The sequence below is a fragment of the Nonomuraea sp. B1E8 genome, assembly GCF_039871515.1.
In the GTDB taxonomy this organism is placed as follows: domain Bacteria; phylum Actinomycetota; class Actinomycetes; order Streptosporangiales; family Streptosporangiaceae; genus Nonomuraea.
Map to the genome: position 1 here is coordinate 1 of NZ_JBDPLS010000016.1, position 16,172 is coordinate 16,172.

At 73.0% G+C, this 16,172-nt stretch carries 16 protein-coding genes; 7 read left to right on the top strand and 9 right to left on the bottom strand.

What is annotated here, in order from left to right:
- Positions 1–45: 45 nt before the first annotated feature.
- Together ABGA98_RS38190 and ABGA98_RS38195 are read right to left on the bottom strand one after the other, a co-directional pair.
- On the bottom strand, positions 46–1,245 hold the full coding sequence (locus ABGA98_RS38190) for a cytochrome P450 (protein ID WP_347623326.1): 1,200 nt from the start codon (positions 1,243–1,245) through the stop codon (positions 46–48).
- A 22-nt stretch (positions 1,246–1,267) separates the two neighbouring features.
- Positions 1,268–1,408, bottom strand: a complete 141-nt coding sequence (locus ABGA98_RS38195) for a hypothetical protein (RefSeq protein WP_347623327.1) — start codon at positions 1,406–1,408, stop codon at positions 1,268–1,270.
- A gap of 151 nt (positions 1,409–1,559) precedes the next feature.
- Here ABGA98_RS38195 and ABGA98_RS38200 point away from each other — a divergent pair, with 151 nt between their 5' ends.
- Genes ABGA98_RS38200 through ABGA98_RS38215 form a run of 4 tightly spaced genes read left to right on the top strand, consistent with a single transcriptional unit; the run spans position 1,560 to position 5,156 of the window.
- Entirely contained in the window at positions 1,560–1,817 is a 258-nt protein-coding gene (locus tag ABGA98_RS38200) for a phosphopantetheine-binding protein (RefSeq protein WP_347623328.1), read from the top strand.
- Positions 1,818–1,826: 9 nt separating this feature from the next.
- Positions 1,827–3,677, top strand: a complete 1,851-nt coding sequence (gene asnB / locus ABGA98_RS38205; RefSeq protein WP_347623329.1) for an asparagine synthase (glutamine-hydrolyzing) — start codon at positions 1,827–1,829, stop codon at positions 3,675–3,677.
- 9 nt (positions 3,678–3,686) lie between these two features.
- The gene (locus ABGA98_RS38210) at positions 3,687–4,694 is read left to right on the top strand and encodes an acyltransferase domain-containing protein (RefSeq protein ID WP_347623330.1); all 1,008 of its coding nucleotides are present in this window, start codon (positions 3,687–3,689) and stop codon (positions 4,692–4,694) included.
- Between the two features lie 6 nt (positions 4,695–4,700).
- Positions 4,701–5,156 carry a DUF1772 domain-containing protein gene (locus ABGA98_RS38215; RefSeq protein ID WP_347623331.1) on the top strand — a complete coding sequence of 152 codons (456 nt, stop codon included), beginning with the start codon at positions 4,701–4,703 and terminating at the stop codon, positions 5,154–5,156.
- Positions 5,157–5,449: 293 nt separating this feature from the next.
- Here the strand turns inward: ABGA98_RS38215 and ABGA98_RS38220 are convergent, their stop codons facing one another.
- The 5 genes from ABGA98_RS38220 to ABGA98_RS38240 form a co-directional block, all read right to left on the bottom strand.
- Positions 5,450–6,799 (bottom strand): biotin carboxylase N-terminal domain-containing protein, encoded by a 1,350-nt coding sequence (locus tag ABGA98_RS38220; protein WP_347623332.1) that lies wholly within the window; start codon positions 6,797–6,799, stop codon positions 5,450–5,452.
- Positions 6,799–7,317 (bottom strand): acetyl-CoA carboxylase biotin carboxyl carrier protein subunit, encoded by a 519-nt coding sequence (locus ABGA98_RS38225; RefSeq protein ID WP_347623333.1) that lies wholly within the window; start codon positions 7,315–7,317, stop codon positions 6,799–6,801. Before ABGA98_RS38225 ends, ABGA98_RS38220 begins: the two co-directional genes overlap by 1 nt.
- On the bottom strand, positions 7,317–9,041 hold the full coding sequence (locus ABGA98_RS38230; protein ID WP_347623334.1) for an acetyl-CoA carboxylase carboxyltransferase subunit alpha: 1,725 nt from the start codon (positions 9,039–9,041) through the stop codon (positions 7,317–7,319). Before ABGA98_RS38230 ends, ABGA98_RS38225 begins: the two co-directional genes overlap by 1 nt.
- The gene (locus ABGA98_RS38235; RefSeq protein WP_347623335.1) at positions 9,038–10,102 is read right to left on the bottom strand and encodes a glucose-1-phosphate thymidylyltransferase; all 1,065 of its coding nucleotides are present in this window, start codon (positions 10,100–10,102) and stop codon (positions 9,038–9,040) included. Before ABGA98_RS38235 ends, ABGA98_RS38230 begins: the two co-directional genes overlap by 4 nt.
- A 107-nt stretch (positions 10,103–10,209) precedes the next feature.
- Entirely contained in the window at positions 10,210–11,796 is a 1,587-nt protein-coding gene (locus ABGA98_RS38240; protein ID WP_347623336.1) for a BTAD domain-containing putative transcriptional regulator, read from the bottom strand.
- Positions 11,797–12,418: 622 nt separating this feature from the next.
- Between ABGA98_RS38240 and ABGA98_RS38245 the strand changes: the two genes are divergently transcribed.
- A complete protein-coding gene (locus ABGA98_RS38245; RefSeq protein ID WP_347623337.1) occupies positions 12,419–13,105 on the top strand; it encodes an SDR family NAD(P)-dependent oxidoreductase in 687 nt (228 codons plus the stop codon).
- Positions 13,106–13,178: 73 nt separating this feature from the next.
- On the opposite strand, the gene ABGA98_RS38250 is transcribed toward ABGA98_RS38245, so the two are convergent.
- The gene (locus ABGA98_RS38250; RefSeq protein ID WP_347623338.1) at positions 13,179–13,769 is read right to left on the bottom strand and encodes a dTDP-4-dehydrorhamnose 3,5-epimerase family protein; all 591 of its coding nucleotides are present in this window, start codon (positions 13,767–13,769) and stop codon (positions 13,179–13,181) included.
- 290 nt (positions 13,770–14,059) lie between these two features.
- Here ABGA98_RS38250 and ABGA98_RS38255 point away from each other — a divergent pair, with 290 nt between their 5' ends.
- Positions 14,060–15,013 carry an ATP-binding cassette domain-containing protein gene (locus ABGA98_RS38255; RefSeq protein ID WP_347623339.1) on the top strand — a complete coding sequence of 318 codons (954 nt, stop codon included), beginning with the start codon at positions 14,060–14,062 and terminating at the stop codon, positions 15,011–15,013.
- Positions 15,000–15,833: an ABC transporter permease gene (locus ABGA98_RS38260; RefSeq protein ID WP_347623340.1), complete on the top strand. Its 834-nt coding sequence runs from the start codon at positions 15,000–15,002 to the stop codon at positions 15,831–15,833. Before ABGA98_RS38255 ends, ABGA98_RS38260 begins: the two co-directional genes overlap by 14 nt.
- 62 nt (positions 15,834–15,895) lie before the next feature.
- On the opposite strand, the gene ABGA98_RS38265 is transcribed toward ABGA98_RS38260, so the two are convergent.
- Entirely contained in the window at positions 15,896–16,042 is a 147-nt protein-coding gene (locus ABGA98_RS38265) for a hypothetical protein (RefSeq protein WP_347623341.1), read from the bottom strand.
- Positions 16,043–16,172 lie beyond the last annotated feature (130 nt).

The window sequence follows — 16,172 nt, forward strand, 5'->3', positions numbered from 1 at the left end:
GCGCCGCCCCCCGCCGTTTCCCGCCGGGTCTCCCGCCGGGCTTTCCTACCAGGTGACCGGCAGCCGCTCCGGCCGGGCGAACGACGTGCCCGTACGCCACTTCAGCTCCTCCTCCGGCACCGCCAGCCGCAGACCGGGGAAGCGGCCCAGCACCGTCTCCAGCACGATCCGCAGCTCGATCCTGCTGAGCTGCGCGCCCAGGCAGTAGTGGATGCCGTGGCCGAAGGTGATGTGGTGGTTGTGCTCCCGCGCCGGGTCGTAGGCGTCGGGCTCGGCGAAGACCCCCGGATCGCGGTTGGCGGCCGTCGTGGACGGCAGCACCGCGTCACCCGCCCTGATGAGGACGCCGCCCAGCTCGACGTCCTGGGTGGCGATGCGCAGCGCGCCCACCCCGCCGCCGGCCTGCGACAACCGCAGGAGCTCCTCGCCCGCCTCCGGCAGCAGCTCGGGCTTGTCGCGCAGCGCCCGCATCTGCTCCGGATGGCGCAGCAGCCGCAGCATCACGTGCGTCATCGCGGCGGTGGTGGCGTGGTAGCCGGCGCCGAGCAGCGTGAACGCGAACGCCACCAGCTCCTCCTCCGACAGCCGGTCGCCCTCGTCCCTGGCGTTGATCAGCACCATGAGCAGGTCGTCGGTCGGCCGGCCGCGCTTGGCGGCGATGAGCTCGGCCAGGTAGCCGTTGAGCCGGTCGCGGGCCTCGATGACCTCGTCGCGACGGCCGGCGTCGAAGCTGAGCATGAGGTCGGTCCACGTCCTGAACTGGTCCACCTCCTCGTACGGCACGCCGAGCATCTCGCAGATGACCATGATCGGCAGCGGCTGGGTGACGCCGGCCACGAGGTCGGCGGGCGGGCCCGCCTTCTCCATCGCCGTCACCAGCCCCTGGGCGATGTCCTCCACGCGCGGGCGCAGCTGCTCCATGCGCCGCACGGAGAACGCGTACGACACCAGGCGGCGCAGCCTGCTGTGCTCCGGCGGGTCCATCACGATGATGGACTTGGCGCCCCTGGCGATCGGGAACACCTTGGGCGCGCCGGGCGCGGTGATCGCCTCCCGGCTGAAGCGCGGGTCGGCGAGCACGACGCGCACGTCCTCGTACCGCGTCGCCAGCCAAGCCGGGTCGCCGGACGGGAGGGTGATGCGGGTGGGGGCGCCGTCCGCGCGCATCCGCACGTACTCAGCGGGCGGCTCCAGCGGGTCGGCGGCGGTGAACGGGAAGCTCGGGGGTGGTGCTTCTGTCGTCATGGCGTCTCCTTCGCGGCGAGAATCACCGGTTCACCGTGTCGGTCCGGTCATCGTCCGGGTCGGGGCGGTCGTCCCAGATGTGGGGCTGGTAGAAGATCAGGGGCGGATGCTCCGCCCAGGCGCGGGCGTAGGCGCGCAGCCATTCACCTATGGGCAACCTCATGGTGCCGACCGTGACCGCGCCATCTGTGGTCTCGCTGGAGCCCGGCTGGAGCGCGGGCCGCGCGGCCCGTCGAGCCGCCGTCCAACGTCCGTCGAGCGCGCCGTACGACAGTGCTCGCCACAGACAGCTCTCCGTGAGACAAGGGGCGAAGATGCGGGAGATCACTATCGACACGCTGGTGCGGCTGCTCCGCGAGAGCGCCGGCGAGGACGAGACGGTCCAGCTGGACGGCGACATCCTCGACACGACCTTCGAAGCCCTCGGCTACGACTCGCTGGCCCTGTTCAACACGGTCAGCGCCATCGAGCGGGAGTACGCGCTCGAGATCTCGGAGGAGGAGGTCGGCGGCGCCAAGACACCCGCGGACCTGCTCAAGACGGTCAACCAGGCCCTGGCGGGCACGTCCTGAGGAGCACGCATGTGCGGAATCGCCGGCTGGGTGGACTTCTCGCGTGACCTGACCCGCCACACGGCGACGGCCAGGGCGATGACGACCACGATGAGCCGCAGAGGCCCCGACGACGAGGGCCTGTGGCAGGACCGCCACGCCCTGCTCGGGCACCGCCGCCTGTCGGTCATCGACCTGGCCGGCGGCCACCAGCCCATGTCGGCCGAAGAGGACGGCAGGACCCTGGCGGCGGTGACGTTCTGCGGGGAGATCTACAACTACCGGGAGCTGCGCGCCGAGCTGGCTTCGTACGGCCACCGGTTCCGCACGAGCAGCGACACCGAGGTGGTGCTCCAGGCCTACCTGCGGTGGGGCGCCGGCTTCGCGCAGCGGCTGAACGGCATGTTCGCCCTGGCCGTGTGGGACGTTCGCACGCAGGAGCTCGTGCTGCTGCGCGACCGGCTGGGCGTCAAACCCCTCTACTACCATCCGACCCGCTCCGGGCTGCTGTTCGGCTCGGAGCCCAAGGCCGTGCTCGCCCACCCCGAGGTGCCGCGGCGCGTCGGGCTCGACGGCCTGCGCGAGGTCTTCGACATGGTCAAGACGCCCGAGCGGGCGGTCCTGTCCGGCATGTACGAAGTCCGCCCCGGCCACCTGGTCCGCCTGCGCAGGAGCGGCCTGACCAAGCACCGCTACTGGTCGATCGAGGCCCGCGAGCACACCGACGACCTGGACACCACGGTCGCCACGGTGCGCGGGCTGCTGGAGGACATCGTCGGCCGGCAGCTCCAGGCCGACGTGCCCGTCTGCACACTGCTGTCGGGCGGCCTCGACTCGTCCGCGCTGACGGCGCTGGCCGCCGACCGGCTGGCGGCGGCGGGGAGAGGGCCCGTGCGGTCGTTCTCGGTCGCCTTCTCCGGCGCCGAGGACACGTTCCAGGCGGACGCGGTGCGCGGCGCGCCCGACGCCCCGTTCGCCCGCGCGCTGGCGGCGCACGTCGGAGCCGAGCACAGCGAGGTGCGGCTGAACAGCGACGAGCTGGTGGCCGAGCCGGTGCGCGCGGCGGTGCTGCGGGCCAACGACCAGCCGCCCGCGTTCTGGGGCGACATGTGGCCGTCGTTGTACCTGCTCTGCCGCGCGGTGCGCGAGCGCTCCACCGTCGCGCTGTCGGGCGAGGGCGCCGACGAGCTGTTCGGCGGCTACCGCTGGTTCTCCAACCCGGCGGCCGTGCACGCCGACACCTTCCCCTGGCTCACGCCCGGCTCGGCGCGGTATTTCGGCGGGTTGTCGCTGCTGGCCGACGAGCTGAAGGAGAAGCTCGACATCCAGCAGCACCGGCTGGCCCGCTATCACGAGGCGCTGGCCGAGGTGCCCGTGCTGCCGGGCGAGGACCGGCTGGAACGGCGCATGCGCGAGGTGACCTACCTCAACCTCACCCGGTTCCTGCAGACGCTGCTGGACCGCAAGGACCGTATGAGCATGGCCAACGCCCTGGAGGTGCGGGTGCCCTTCCTGGACCACCGCCTGGTCGAGTACGTCTTCAACGTCCCGTGGGAGATGCGGACGTTCGACGGCAGGGAGAAGAGCCTGCTGCGGGCGGCCGTCGGCGACCTGCTGCCGGAGGTCGTACGGGACCGGGTGAAGACGCCGTACCCGGCCACGCAGGATCCCGCGTACGAGCAGGCTCTGCGCGACGAGCTCGGCGAGCTGACCGCCGGCGGCGAGCGCCCGGTGGCCGGGCTGCTCGACCCGGACCGCGTCAAGCAGGCGGTCCGGCGCCCGGCCGGCCACGTCAGCCGGCCCTACGACCGGGGCAGCCTGGAGATGGCGCTCTGGCTGACCAGATGGTTCACCGATTATGACGTCACCCTCGACTACTGAGAGGCGCACATGCCCGAGCCGAGCCGCCCGGTGGTGCTGCTGTTCCCCGGCCAGGGGGCGCAGCACCCCGGCATGGCGGTGGAACTGTACGGCGCCGAACCGGAGTTCACCGCCGCCATGGACGAGTTCTTCGCTCTCATGGGAGAGGAGGGGGGCCGGTTGCGCGCCGACTGGCTCGGCGACGACCCCCAGGTCCCCCTCGACGACGCCTCGCGCGCCCAGCCGCTGCTGTTCGCCATCGGGTACGCCCTCGGCACGGCGCTGCTGGCCCGCGGGGTGAGACCGGCCGCGCTGCTCGGCCACAGCGTCGGGGAGCTGGCGGCGGCCTGCCTGGCCGGGGTGTTCGACCTGGCCGGCGCGGCGCGGCTGATGGCGGCGCGCAGCCGGGCGATGGCGGCGACCGGCGCCGGCGGCATGCTCGGCGCCGGCGTGGCCGCCGACGATCTGGAGGCCCGGATCGGCCCGCGGTACCGAACGGCGGGCGTGGCCGTGGCCGCGATCAACGGGCCCCGTCACACCGTCGTGGCCGGGCCGGAGCCGTGGTTGTCGGAGCTGGCGGGCGAGCTGGCGGAAGGGGGTGTGACGACGCGGCGGGTGCCGTCGCGCCAGGCGTTCCACTGCCCGGCGGTCCAGGGCGCGGCGGAGCGGTTCACCGAGGGGTTCGCCGGGGTGCCGCTGGCGCCGCCGCGGGTGCCGATCAGGTCCACCGCGACGGGCCTGCCCGTGACCCGGGCCCAGGCGCTCTCCCCCGGCTTCTGGGCCGGGCAGCTCGCCCGGCCCGTGCTGTTCTGGGCGGCGCTCGACGGGCTGCTGGCCGGCGGCGACTACACGCTGGTGGAGGCCGGTCCCGGGCGGAGCCTGTCGATGCCGGCGCGCCGGCACGCGGCCGTGCGGTCGGGCCGCAGCACGGTGCTGGCGCCGCTGCCCGCCGCCGACAACGGCGTCGCCGGCGGGACGCTCGCCGGGTGGAAGGCGGCGATGGAGGAGCTGGACGTACTGGTGGGCGAAGGAGTGTGATGACCGATGTCGATCTTCCCTCTGGCCGTGGCGGTGCTGGTGGGCAGCGGGATGGTGGCGGGGGTGCTGTTCGCCGTGGCGCTGAGCGTCGTGCCGGCGCTGATGGCGATGCCCGCCGACCGCTACCTCTACACGACGGGCCTGCTCGGGCGTCACTGGGACCCCGTCATGCCGATCCTGGTGCTGGGCACGGCGGCCGGCGACCTGACCCTGGCGCTGCTGCCGGGGCCGCCCGTCGCCCGGGCGCTGTTCGGCGTCACGTTCGTGCTGATGCTGGGGGTCGCGGGCGTCTCGCACCTGTGCAACGTGCCGATCAACCGGGTGCTGAAGCAGATGGACCCGGACGCCGTCCCGGCCGACTGGGCCGATCCGCGGCCGCGCTGGCGGGCCTTCCACCTCCTGCGGACCACGCTGGCCGTGGCCGCCCTGACGGCCAACAGCGTGGGCGTCGCACTCACCTGAACGCGCCTCACCCGGCCCGGCTCTGACCGGACCGTCCCCGGAGCCTCGCCCTCACCCGACCGGCCCGGCTCGCGCGGTATGTCGCGCGAGCCGGGCCGGTGGCGTTCTCCGGGGTGGGAGGTCGGACCGGTTCGACGGTCCCGGCGAACGCAGTGGTGTGCGGGGTCGGACGGGCTCGCGGTCCCGGCGAACGCGGTGGTGTGCGGGGTCGGACGGGCTCGCGGTCCCGGCGAACGCGGTGGTGCGCGGGGTCGGACGGGCTCGCGGTCCCGGCGAGCCCGTGGCGTGCGGGGTCAGACGGCGTCGACGGTCTCGGCGAGCGCCGTGGTGTGCTTGCCGTCGCGGAAGAGCGGGTGGGCGAGCAGCCCCGCGAGGAACCCGGTCGTGGTGCTGATGCCGGCGCCGGTGACGGCGCACTCCGACAGCGCACGCTCCATGCGGGCGATGGCCTGGTCGCGGTCCGGCGCCCACACGCTGACCTTGGCCAGCAGCGGGTCGTAGAAGGGCGAGACGCGCATGCCCGGCCGTACGTGGTCGTCCACGCGGGTGAACGGCCCGCCCGGCAGCACGAGCGAGTCGACCGTGCCCGGCGTGGGCAGGAAGCCCCGCGCCGGGTCCTCGGCGTTGATGCGGCACTCGATGGCCGCGCCGCTGAGCCGTACGTCGTCCTGCGTGATGCCGGGCGCGCCCGTCGCGGCCACGTGGAGCTGCTCGCGGACCAGGTCGACGCCCGTGACCAGCTCCGTCACCGGGTGCTCGACCTGGATCCGGCAGTTGACCTCGATGCAGTGGAACTCGCCCGCGTCGTCGAGCAGGAACTCGAACGTCCCCGCCCCGACGTATCCGACGGCGCGGGCCGCCTCGACGGTCCGCTCGCACAGCCCGGCCGCCACGTCCTCGGGCAGGCCGGGCACCGGGGTCTCCTCGATGAGCTTCTGCCGCCGCCGCTGCACCGAGCAGTCGCGCGCGCCCAGGTGCAGGACCTGCCCGTTCGCCCCGGCCAGCACCTGCACCTCGACGTGACGGGCCGACTCGACGTAGCGCTCCAGGTAGACCCGCTCGTCGCCGAAGACGGCCCGGGCGGCGTTGCGGGCCTGCGCGTACGCCTCGGGCAACTCGGACGGGCGCATCGCGATGGCCATGCCCCGGCCGCCCCCGCCCGACAGTGCCTTGACGATGATCGGGAAGCCGATGCCGGCCGCCGCCTCGACGGCCTCCCCCACGCTCGACAGGGGACGGTGCGAGCCCGGCAGGACCGGCAGTCCCGCGGCCGACAACACGCGCAGCGCCTCGGCCTTGTCGCCCAGCATGGCCAGCACCTCCGGCGGCGACCCGATGAACGTCAGCCCCTCCGCCCGGCACATCTCGGCGAAGTCGGCGTCCTCCGAGACGAAGCCGTAGCCGGGGTGGATGGCCTCCGCGCCGGTCTGGAGGGCGGCCTGGAGGACGGCGGGGGCGTACAGGTAGCTCCGTTTGGCCGGGGGCGGGCCGATCCGCACGGCCTCGTCGGCCAGGCGCACGACCGGGGAGTCCTCGTCCGCCGACGAGTAGACGGCGACGGTGCGGATGCCCATCTCCTTGCAGGTGCGGGCCACCCGCAGGGCGATCTCCCCGCGGTTGGCGATCAGAACCGTGCCGAACATCAGCTCTCCTCCAGGGCGAAGAGCGCCTGACCGTACTCGACGGCGGCGGCGTCCTCGGCGAGGACCCGGGTGATCCGGCCGGCGGTGGTCGCGTGGATGGGGTTCATCATCTTCATCGCCTCCAGGATCGCGACCTGCTGGCCCGCGGTGACCAGGTCGCCCTCCTTGACGAAGGGCTCGGCTCCGGGCTCGGCGCAGCGGTAGAAGGTGCCGACCATGGGCGACGGGATGACCTGCCCTGCCGGGGCGGCGGCGCCTTGGGAGGCGTGCGCGGCCGCCGTGACGGTGACGGCGGCCCGCGCGGCGCCGTCCGGCGCCCGCCCGTTGACGGCCGTGCCGTTCGCCGTGGAAAGGTGCTGCTCCGCGGGCAGGTCCTGGCCGGCGGGAACGGCCCACTCGGCTTCCAGGCTCACCTCGCCCACCGTCACCTTCAGGCGGCGGATCGGCCCGCCGATGGCGTCGATGAACCCCGCGGCGTGCCGCTGGACCGTCTCGATCAGCTCTCCGTGGTCGGACATCACGTCTCCTCGGACGAAGGGGCGCCAAAACTGCGGAAGCGCCGCCGCCGCGCCTCGACCAGCTCGGCGACCGGCAGCGGGGTCAGCTCCTCGAACGCCTGCCGTACGGCCTCCTGGATCCGCTCGGCCGTGCGGGAGGCGGCGACGTGCGCCCCCTCGTCCGGCTCGGGGATGACCGCGTCGACGACGCGCTGCCGGAGCAGCTCGCGGGCGTCCAGGCCGAGCGCCGCGGCGGCCTGCGGGGCCGCCTCGGCGGTCTTCCAGAGGATCGCGGCGCACCCTTCCGGGCTGATCACGGAGTAGACGGCGTTGGACAGGGCGAGCACGCGGTCGGCCACGGCCAGCGCCAGCGCGCCGCCGCTGCCTCCCTCACCCGTGATGACGGTGACCACGGGCACGGGCAGCGCGGACATCAGGCGCTGGTTCTCGGAGATGGCCCACGCCTGGCCCTGCTCCTCGGCCTCGATGCCGGGGTAGGCGCCGGGGGTGTCCACGAGCGTGAGCACCGGCAGGCCGAGCTTGGCGGCCAGCCGCATGAGCCGGGCCGCCTTGCGGTATCCGGCGGGGCTCGGCATGCCGAAGTTGCGCTTCACGCGCTCCTGGGTGTCGTGCCCCTTCTGGTGGCCGATGAGCATCACGCCCCTGCCGCGCAGGCGTCCGATGCCGCCCACGACGGCCGGGCAGTCGCTGCCCGTACGGTCGCCGCGCAGCTCGGTGAAGTCCTCCAGCAGCAACCCGGCGTAGTCGAGGGTGGTCGGGCGGGCCGGCTCCCTGGCCAGCCGCACCACGTCCCATGGGGTGCGGCGCGGCAGGGCCGACGGATCGCGGACGAGCCCGTCCGCCTCGGGCCGCCCCGGTGCGCCGGCCGGCGCAGCCGCAGGGCCGCCCGGCAGGCCGCCCGCGGGGTCGTCCGCGGGGCCGCCCGTGGCGTCCGGGCGGGCGGCCGTCAGGAGGCGGGCCAGGGCGCGGCGCAGCGCCGGCCTGGGCACCACCGCGTCGATCAGCCCGCGCGCCAGCAGGAACTCCGCCGTCTGGAAGCCCTCCGGCAACCGCTGCCGGATGGTCTGCTCGATGACGCGCGGCCCGGCGAACCCCAGATGCGCCCCCGGCTCGGCGACCAGCACGTCGGGCAGCGTCGCGAACGAGGCCGCCACGCCGCCGTACGTCGGGTCGGTGACGAGGGCGACGGTGAGGATCCCCGCCTCGTCCAGCCGGGCCAGCGCCTGGCTGCACTTGGCCATCTGCATGAGCGACAGCGCGCCCTCCTGCATCCGCGCCCCGCCCGAGGCCGTCACGATCAGCAACGGCACGCGTTCGGCCAGCGCCTTCTCGGCCGCGACCGTCACGAGCTCGCCGACCCCGGAGCCGAGCGAGCCGCCGACGAACGCGAAGTCGAGGCAGGCCACCACGACCGGGTGGGACTCGATGGTGCCGGTGGCGCACAGGGCGGCCTCGCGCAGCCCGGTGGAGGCCCGCGCGGCGGCCAGCCGCTCGGCGTAGGGCCGGGTGTCGGCGAAGCCCAGGGGGTCGTCGGCCGGCAGGGCGGTCTCGATCGGCTTCTCCGAGCCGGGGTCGAGCAGGCAGTCGAGCCGCTCGCGGGCGGTGAGCCTGGCATGGTGCCCGCACCCGGGGCAGACCCGCAGCGCGCGCTCGTACTTGGGGCGGAAGACCAGGTCGGAGCAGCCGGGGCAGATCAGCCACGTGGCTTCGAGGGTGACGGTCATGACGCGCTCCCGTACAACCTGGCCTCGCTGTGGTCGCCGAGCACCAGGCACGTGGGCCGGCCGAAGTCACCGCTCACCCTGGCCTGCCGGCCGATGAGGGAGTCGCGCAGGCTGCCGCGCACGGTGCTGCCCTCGCACACGACCGAGTTCTCGATGGTGGCGCCGACGATGTCGCAGTCGGCGCCGATGCTGGTGTACGGCCCGATCCGGCTGTCGCGCACCACCGCCGAGAACCCGATCACCGCGGGCCCCGTGATGCGGGAGCCGCTGACCTCCGCGCCCTCCTCGATGACGACCGGCCCGCGGATCTCGCAGGACGCGTCCACCTGCCCCCTGATCGACCGCTCGGCGGTGTCCAGCACCGCCCGGTTGCACTCCAGCAGGTCCTCGACCCGGCCGGTGTCCTTCCAGTAGCCGCCGTGCAGGTGCGCCTCCACCCGCCAGCCGTTGCGCATCAGCCACTCGATGGCGTGGGTGATCTCGCGTTCGTTCCGCCAGCTCGGCTTGACGCTGTGCACGGCCTGGTGGATGGACGGGGTGAAGACGTACGCGCCGACGAGCGCCAGGTCGCTGCGCGGGTCGGCGGGTTTCTCCTCCAGCCCCGTGACGACGCCGTCGGGGCCGACCTGCGCCACTCCGTACTCGGAGGGGTTGGCGACCTTGCCGGTCATCACCATGGCGTCCGGCCGGGAGTGCCAGAACGCGTCGAGCAGCGGGCCGAGCCCGTCGATGATGACGTTGTCTCCGAGGTAGAGCAGGAAGTCGGCGTTGCCGAGGAAGTCCTGGGACAACATGACGCAGTGCGCCAGGCCCAGGGGGGCGTGCTGGTGCAGGTAGGTGATGTCGAGCCCCAGCGTGCCGCCGTTGCCGAGCGCGTCGCGGATGGCCGGGCCGTGGTCGCCCACGACCACGCCGACCTCGGTGATGCCGACGTCTCTGATGGCTTCCAGGCCGTACAAGAGCACCGGCTTGTTGGCCACCGGCACCAGTTGTTTGGGGACAGTGTGGGTGAGGGGCCGCAGCCTGGTTCCCCGCCCACCCGCAAGGACGAGAGCCTTCATGGATATTCCTGCCTGACGAGGCCATGGACAAGCGCAGGCTGCCCGGCCCCGCTGGAGGAGCGATGGAGTCGCGCTCGTCCAGCGGGTCGAGCCCGGCTTGAGGGGCGTCAGAGCAGGTCGGTGTCGCCGCTTGAGCCGTCGTAGTGGCCGAGCTCCTGCTCGATCTGCTCGTAGGCGAAGAACCGGACCAGTTCGTGGAGGGTGTAGACGATGTCGTCGGCGTTGTGCATGAGCACCCGCAGGAAGTGGTTCTCCACGAGCTGCAGCAGCAGCTTGTCCACGGTGTCGGAGTCCCACTCCAGCAGCTTGGCCACGCCGTTCGCGGTGAACACCGGCCCCGGCAGGAGGCTGAGCAGGCGCAGGAAACGCCGTTCCTCCTCGCCGAGCTGCCGGTAGCTCTCCAGCAGGCGGTCGCGTACGTTGAGGTCGGCGAAGGCCAGCTCGTCCAGCAGCCTGCCGGCGCCGATCAGGCGTTCGGCCAGCTTCTTGAGCGGCCAGCCGGTGGACGACAGGCGCGCGCCCGCCGCCCTGATCGCCAGCGGCAGGCGGCCGCAGAGCTGGGCGATCACCTCGGCGGCCTGGCGCTCGCCGTCCGCGAGCGTCCTGCCGATGATGTTCTGCAGGAGCTCGACGCAGTCGGCCGCGGTGAGCAGGTCCAGCCGCACGTGCACCGCGCCGACCAGCCCGTTGAGCCCGGCACGGCCCGTGATGATGGTGCCGCTGGGCGGGCAGCCCGGCAGCAGCGGCTGGATCTGCGCGGCCGTGGCCGCGTCGTCGAGCACGATGAGCACTTTCCTCGGGGCGACCCAGGTGCGGAACGCGGCGACGCGTTCCTCCAGCCCGGCCGGGATGCGGTCGTCGGTCATGCCGGCGGCGCTGAGGAAGCCGGCCAGGACGTCGGCGGGGTCGGCCGGGTCGCCGGTGCTGCCGCGCAACCGGGCGAAGAGCTGGCCGTCGGGGAAGGTCTGGCGCAGCAGGTGCGCGGCGTGCACGGCCAGCACCGTCTTGCCCACGCCGGTCATGCCGCTGAGGGAGACGACGGGGGCGAGCTCGTTGCGCGGCGAGGCGAGCCCGTCGAGGATCGCCTGCAGGCTGTCCACCCGGGTGGTGAAGTCGAGGACGTCGGGCGGGAGCTGCGCGGGGGGCGGTGCGGGCTCCTCCTCGGCCCGGTCGGGAGAGCTGATCGTGACCGGCTCCTCGGAAGCGGGCACCTCCAGGGAGCTGGCGGAGGAGAGCACCGCCTGGTGCATGGCCTGCGCGCGGCTCGACGGCTCCACGCCGAGCTCCTCCACCAGGAGCGTGCGCAGCCTCTGGTAGACGTCGAGCGCCTCGGGACGGCGGCCCGACCGGTGCAGGGCCAACATGAGCTGGATGTGGAAGACCTCCTGCAGCGGATGGTCGTTGACCAGGGTCTTCAGCTCGCTGACGGCCTTGCGGTGCCGCCCGAGCCGCAGGTCGACGTCGATCCGCAACTCCAGGGCGCGCAGCCGGCCCTCTTCCAGAGCGGTCCCGTACGCCGACAGCAGGCTGCCGCCGGTGACGTCGGCCAGAGCTGGTCCTCGCCACAGCGCGAGCGCCTGGCTGAGCAGATCGGCCGCCCTGCCCGGATCGCCGTCCGCGAGTGCCGCATGACCCTCTGCCGTCAGCCTGTCGAAATGGTAGGAGTCAACACTTTCCGGAGGCACGGCCAGCATGTAACCGTGTGGCCTCGTCCGTAATACGGTGGACCTCTCTCCGTAACCTTCGGACAAGATGTTCCGCAGCTTGTAGATGTACGTTTGCAGAGTCGACAACGCGCTCACCGGCGGGCTGTCCGGCCAAAGTTCGTCGACCAACTCCGACGTTAATACGAGAGATTGGTTGCGCAGCAGAAGCAGCGCCAACACTTCTCTGACTTTCGGCGGCGTCGGAGTCAGCTCCACACCTTGACGACCATGCACCGCAAGCGGGCCCAGCACCAGGAAATCCATCGCCTTCCCACGTTCTGACCGGGGAGACGCGCCACCGCAGCCGCTCAGGGCAGAGTGTCACAAAGAGCGATACCCCGAGCGCGGCAGTGCTGCGTCCGCCCTGTTGCGCTTACCACTCGTTCGTTTCCCTCAGCCCGGCCTCCTCCGATCAACCCCCCAGTCGAACGCCCGCCATGGTCGAAGTCGCCCATGGAGTGACGCTGGTGTTCTGATATAAGCACGATCTCCATGCGGAGAAAACCGTCAAAACGCCGCTCCGCGATGGAGAAAACTTATAGGCGCTCTCCAGCGATCCTCCAGCGGCCATGACAAGAATCGCGCGATAAGACGGCCTAATGGAGATCGCATGACGGCGAAATCACGTACTGCTCTGGTCACGGGCGCCAATCGCGGCATCGGCCGGGCGGTGAGCGAGCGGTTGCACGCGCTCGGGCACCGGGTGGTGGTGGCGGCCAGGGACGCGGAGGAGGCCGGGCGCACCGCGGCGGCGCTCGGCCCCGGCGCGCGGGCGGCCACGCTCGACGTGACCGACGAGGAGGCGCCGGAGCGGGTGCGGGCTCTGGTGGGGCCCGTGGACATCGTGGTGAACAACGCCGGCATCCAGCTCGACTGGGGGCACCCGCCGCTGGCGGTGCCGGTGGAGCTGGTCAGGCGGCAGTTCGAGGTGAACGTCCTCGGCGCCTGGCGGATGTGCCAGGCGTTCCTGCCCGGCATGGTGGAGCGGGGCTGGGGCCGGGTGGTGATGATCTCCAGCGGCACGGGGGCGTTCAGCAACGGGCTCTCGACGCGCACGCCGGGCTACGCGGTGTCGAAGACCGCGCTCAACGCGCTGACCGTGCTCGTGGCCGCCGAGACGAGGGGCACGGGCGTGCTGGTCAACGCGGTCAACCCCGGTCAGGTGCGTACGCGGATGCGTCCGCAGGCCGAACGGCTGCCGGAACAGGCCGCGCAGGACATCGTGTGGGCGGCCACCCTCCCGGACGACGGCCCCACCGGAGCGTTCCTGCGCGACGGGAAGCAGGTGCCCTGGTAGCCGCCTGCCACGGCAGCGGACACGAGGCGGGGGCCGCCGGGCATCGACAACCCGGCGGCCCCCGCGCGTACGGTCACACGCCGGCCGGCGCGCTGCCCGCGTAGGCCTGGAGCAGCCCGGCGGCCTCGGCCTCGCGCAACGTCGGCGCCTTGGCGTCCTGGTCCGACAGGATCCGCGGCGAGGCCGCCCACGGCAGCGCGAGCTCCGGGTCCAGCGGGTTGACGCGGATCTCCAGCGCCGGGTTGTAGGCGGTGGAGCACAGGTAGACCACGGTGGCCTGCTCGCTGATCGGCGCGAACGCGTGCCCCAGCCCTTCGGCGAGGTGGACCGCGTGCCGGGAGTATTCGTCCAGCGGCACCGCCACGTGCTCCCCGAACGTGGGGGACCCGGGGCGGATGTCCACGATGACGTCCAGGATGGCCCCGCTCACGCAGGTGACGTATCTGGCCTGGCCGGGCGGTGTCGCGCAGGAGTGCACGCCCCTGATCGTCCCGCGCCGGGAGACGGAGCAGTTGACCTGGGCCACCGGCATCCGGCCGCCGGTCGGCCCTTCGATGGCGCGCTGCTGGAACAGCTCGGCGAAGTGCCCGCGCTCGTCGGGGAAGATCTCCGGCTCGACGAGGAAGGCCCCTTCGATCCGCAACGGTTTGACTGACGTGCTCACGGCGTCACCATCCAGACTCGATCGTGTTCACGAGGTGCTCCTGACCGGCCCTGGGGTCCGGTTCCGCGGTTGGGTCCCGCGGTCCGGGCTCGATGCCCGGACCCGGGGGCCGGGTCCGGGGTCCAGTTCCGGCGGCCCACCGTGGCAGCGCCGCTTGGAGATCGCCTGGACGCTCGGTCGAGCCGCGCGCCGGTCCGCGAGCGGGCGCGCACCACCCGGGCTCGAGCGGTCCGCGCCATGCTGGCGCGCATGAACGCTTTCAGATGCCCGGCCCCCGCGCGGAGCGCGCCATGAACGGCGGCATCCAGGCGGAAGGGCTGGTGAAGCAGTACGGCTCGGTCCGCGCCCTCGACGGTCTCGATCTGCACGCCCCGGAAGGGCAGGTGCTCGGCCTGCTGGGTCCCAACGGGGCGGGCAAGTCCACGCTGGTGCGCATCCTGGCGACGCTGCTGCGCCCGGACGGCGGGCACGCCCGCGTGTGCGGCTTCGACGTCGTCCGCGAGGCGCAGGCCGTCCGCAGGGTCATCGGCCTGGCGGGACAGTACGCGGCCGTCGACGAGTACCTGACGGCCCGCGAGAACCTCGACATCTTCGGCCTGCTGGCCCGCATGAGCCCGGCGGCGGCCCGGGCCAGGCGCGAGGAGCTGATCGAACGCTTCGACCTCACCCGCGCCGCCGACCGCCCGGTACGTACCTATTCGGGCGGCATGCGCCGCCGCCTCGACCTGGGGGTGGCGCTGATGGCCCACCCCCGCGTGTTGTTCCTCGACGAGCCCACGACCGGCCTCGACCCCCGCGGCAGGGCGGAGGTGTGGCGGGCGCTCGGCGACCTTGTCAAGGAGGGCACGACCGCGCTGGTCACCACCCAGTACCTGGAGGAGGCCGACCAGTTCGCCGACCTGATCGTGGTCATCGACCACGGGCGGGAGATCGCGACGGGCAAGCCGTCCGAGCTCAAGGACCAGGTCGGCGGCGATCACCTGGACGTGGCGGTGCGCTACGCCGGCGATCTGACCCCCGCGCTGGCCGCGCTGGCCGCGGCCGGCCTGCCCGAGCCGCAGGCCGACGAGGACACCCTGAGCGTGACGGCGGTGCTGCCCGGCGGCGCCGGCCGGGTGGCGGACGTGGTCAGGGAGCTGGACGCCTGCGGCGTCGAGGTCGCCGACCTCACCGTCCGCCGGCCCACCCTGGACGACGTCTTCTTCGCCCTGACCAGGAAGGCGGACGAGCATGGCCGTGACTGACCCGGGCGCCGCGCCCTCGAACCTCGCCCTGGCGCTGCGCGACTGCGCCGTGATGACCAGGCGCGGGCTGCTGCGCATGGGCCGCGTGCCCGACGAGCTGGCCTACCAGCTGGCCCAGCCGATCATCTTCGTGCTGCTGTTCAGCTACGTCTTCGGCGGCGCGATCCCGCTGCCCGGCGGCGGGCCGTTCACCGAGTACGTCGTCGTGGCGGTCTTCGCCCACACCCTGGCGTTCATGGGCGTCGGCACCGGCACGAGCCTGGCCGTGGACATGAGCAGAGGGGTCATCGACCGGTTCCGCGCCCTGCCGATGGCCCACGTGGCGGTGCTCATCGGACGCGCCAACGCCGAGCTGGTGCGGGCGGTTCTCGTGACCGGCGTGCTCGCGGTGGTGGGCCTGCTGGTGGGCTGGCGGGCGCACGCGGGCCCGCTGTCCACGGCGGCCGGGCTGGGGGTGCTGCTGCTGTTCGCGTACGCGATGACGTGGGTGGGCATCGCCATCGGCCTGTCGGTGCGCAGCCCCGAGGTGGCCGGGACCGCCGGGCTGCTGTGGGTGTTGCCGCTGGGCTTCGTCTCGAACGGGTTCGTCCCGATCTCCTCGATGCCGGACTGGCTGCAGACCGTGGCGGCGTGGAACCCCGTGAGCGCCGTCGTCACCGCGGCGAGAAGCCTGTTCGGCAACCCGCTCGGGATGGCCGCCCAGGACCGGCTGCCGCTGGAGCATCCCATCGCCGCCGCCGTGATCTGGTCGCTGGCGGTGGTCGCGGTCTTCGTCCCGCTGTCCCTGCTCGCCTTCCGCCGCTCGGCCCGCCGCGGATGACCCCGCCGCCCGTCCCTGGGCGCTGGGCACGCCGCGCATCCCCGCCCTGGACCGGGCCGGGGTCAGTGCCGCCGGGTCCTGAACCGGTCGAGGAAGCGCCGTACCTGCTGCTGCGTGTGCGGGTCACGGGCCATCCGCTTGGCCTTCTCGACGTTCTGCCTGCCTTTGGGGCTGCGCATGTACGCGCGTACCCGATCCATGAGTGTCATGCGCCTGCCCCTACCCCGGCTTTGCGCGGTCACGCACCCCGCGTGGCAGAACAGGGCGAGGTGTACAGCCCGACGCTGACCGAGGTCGCCGCCTAACCGCACCGGCGGGTGACCGGCGTACGGGGTGGAC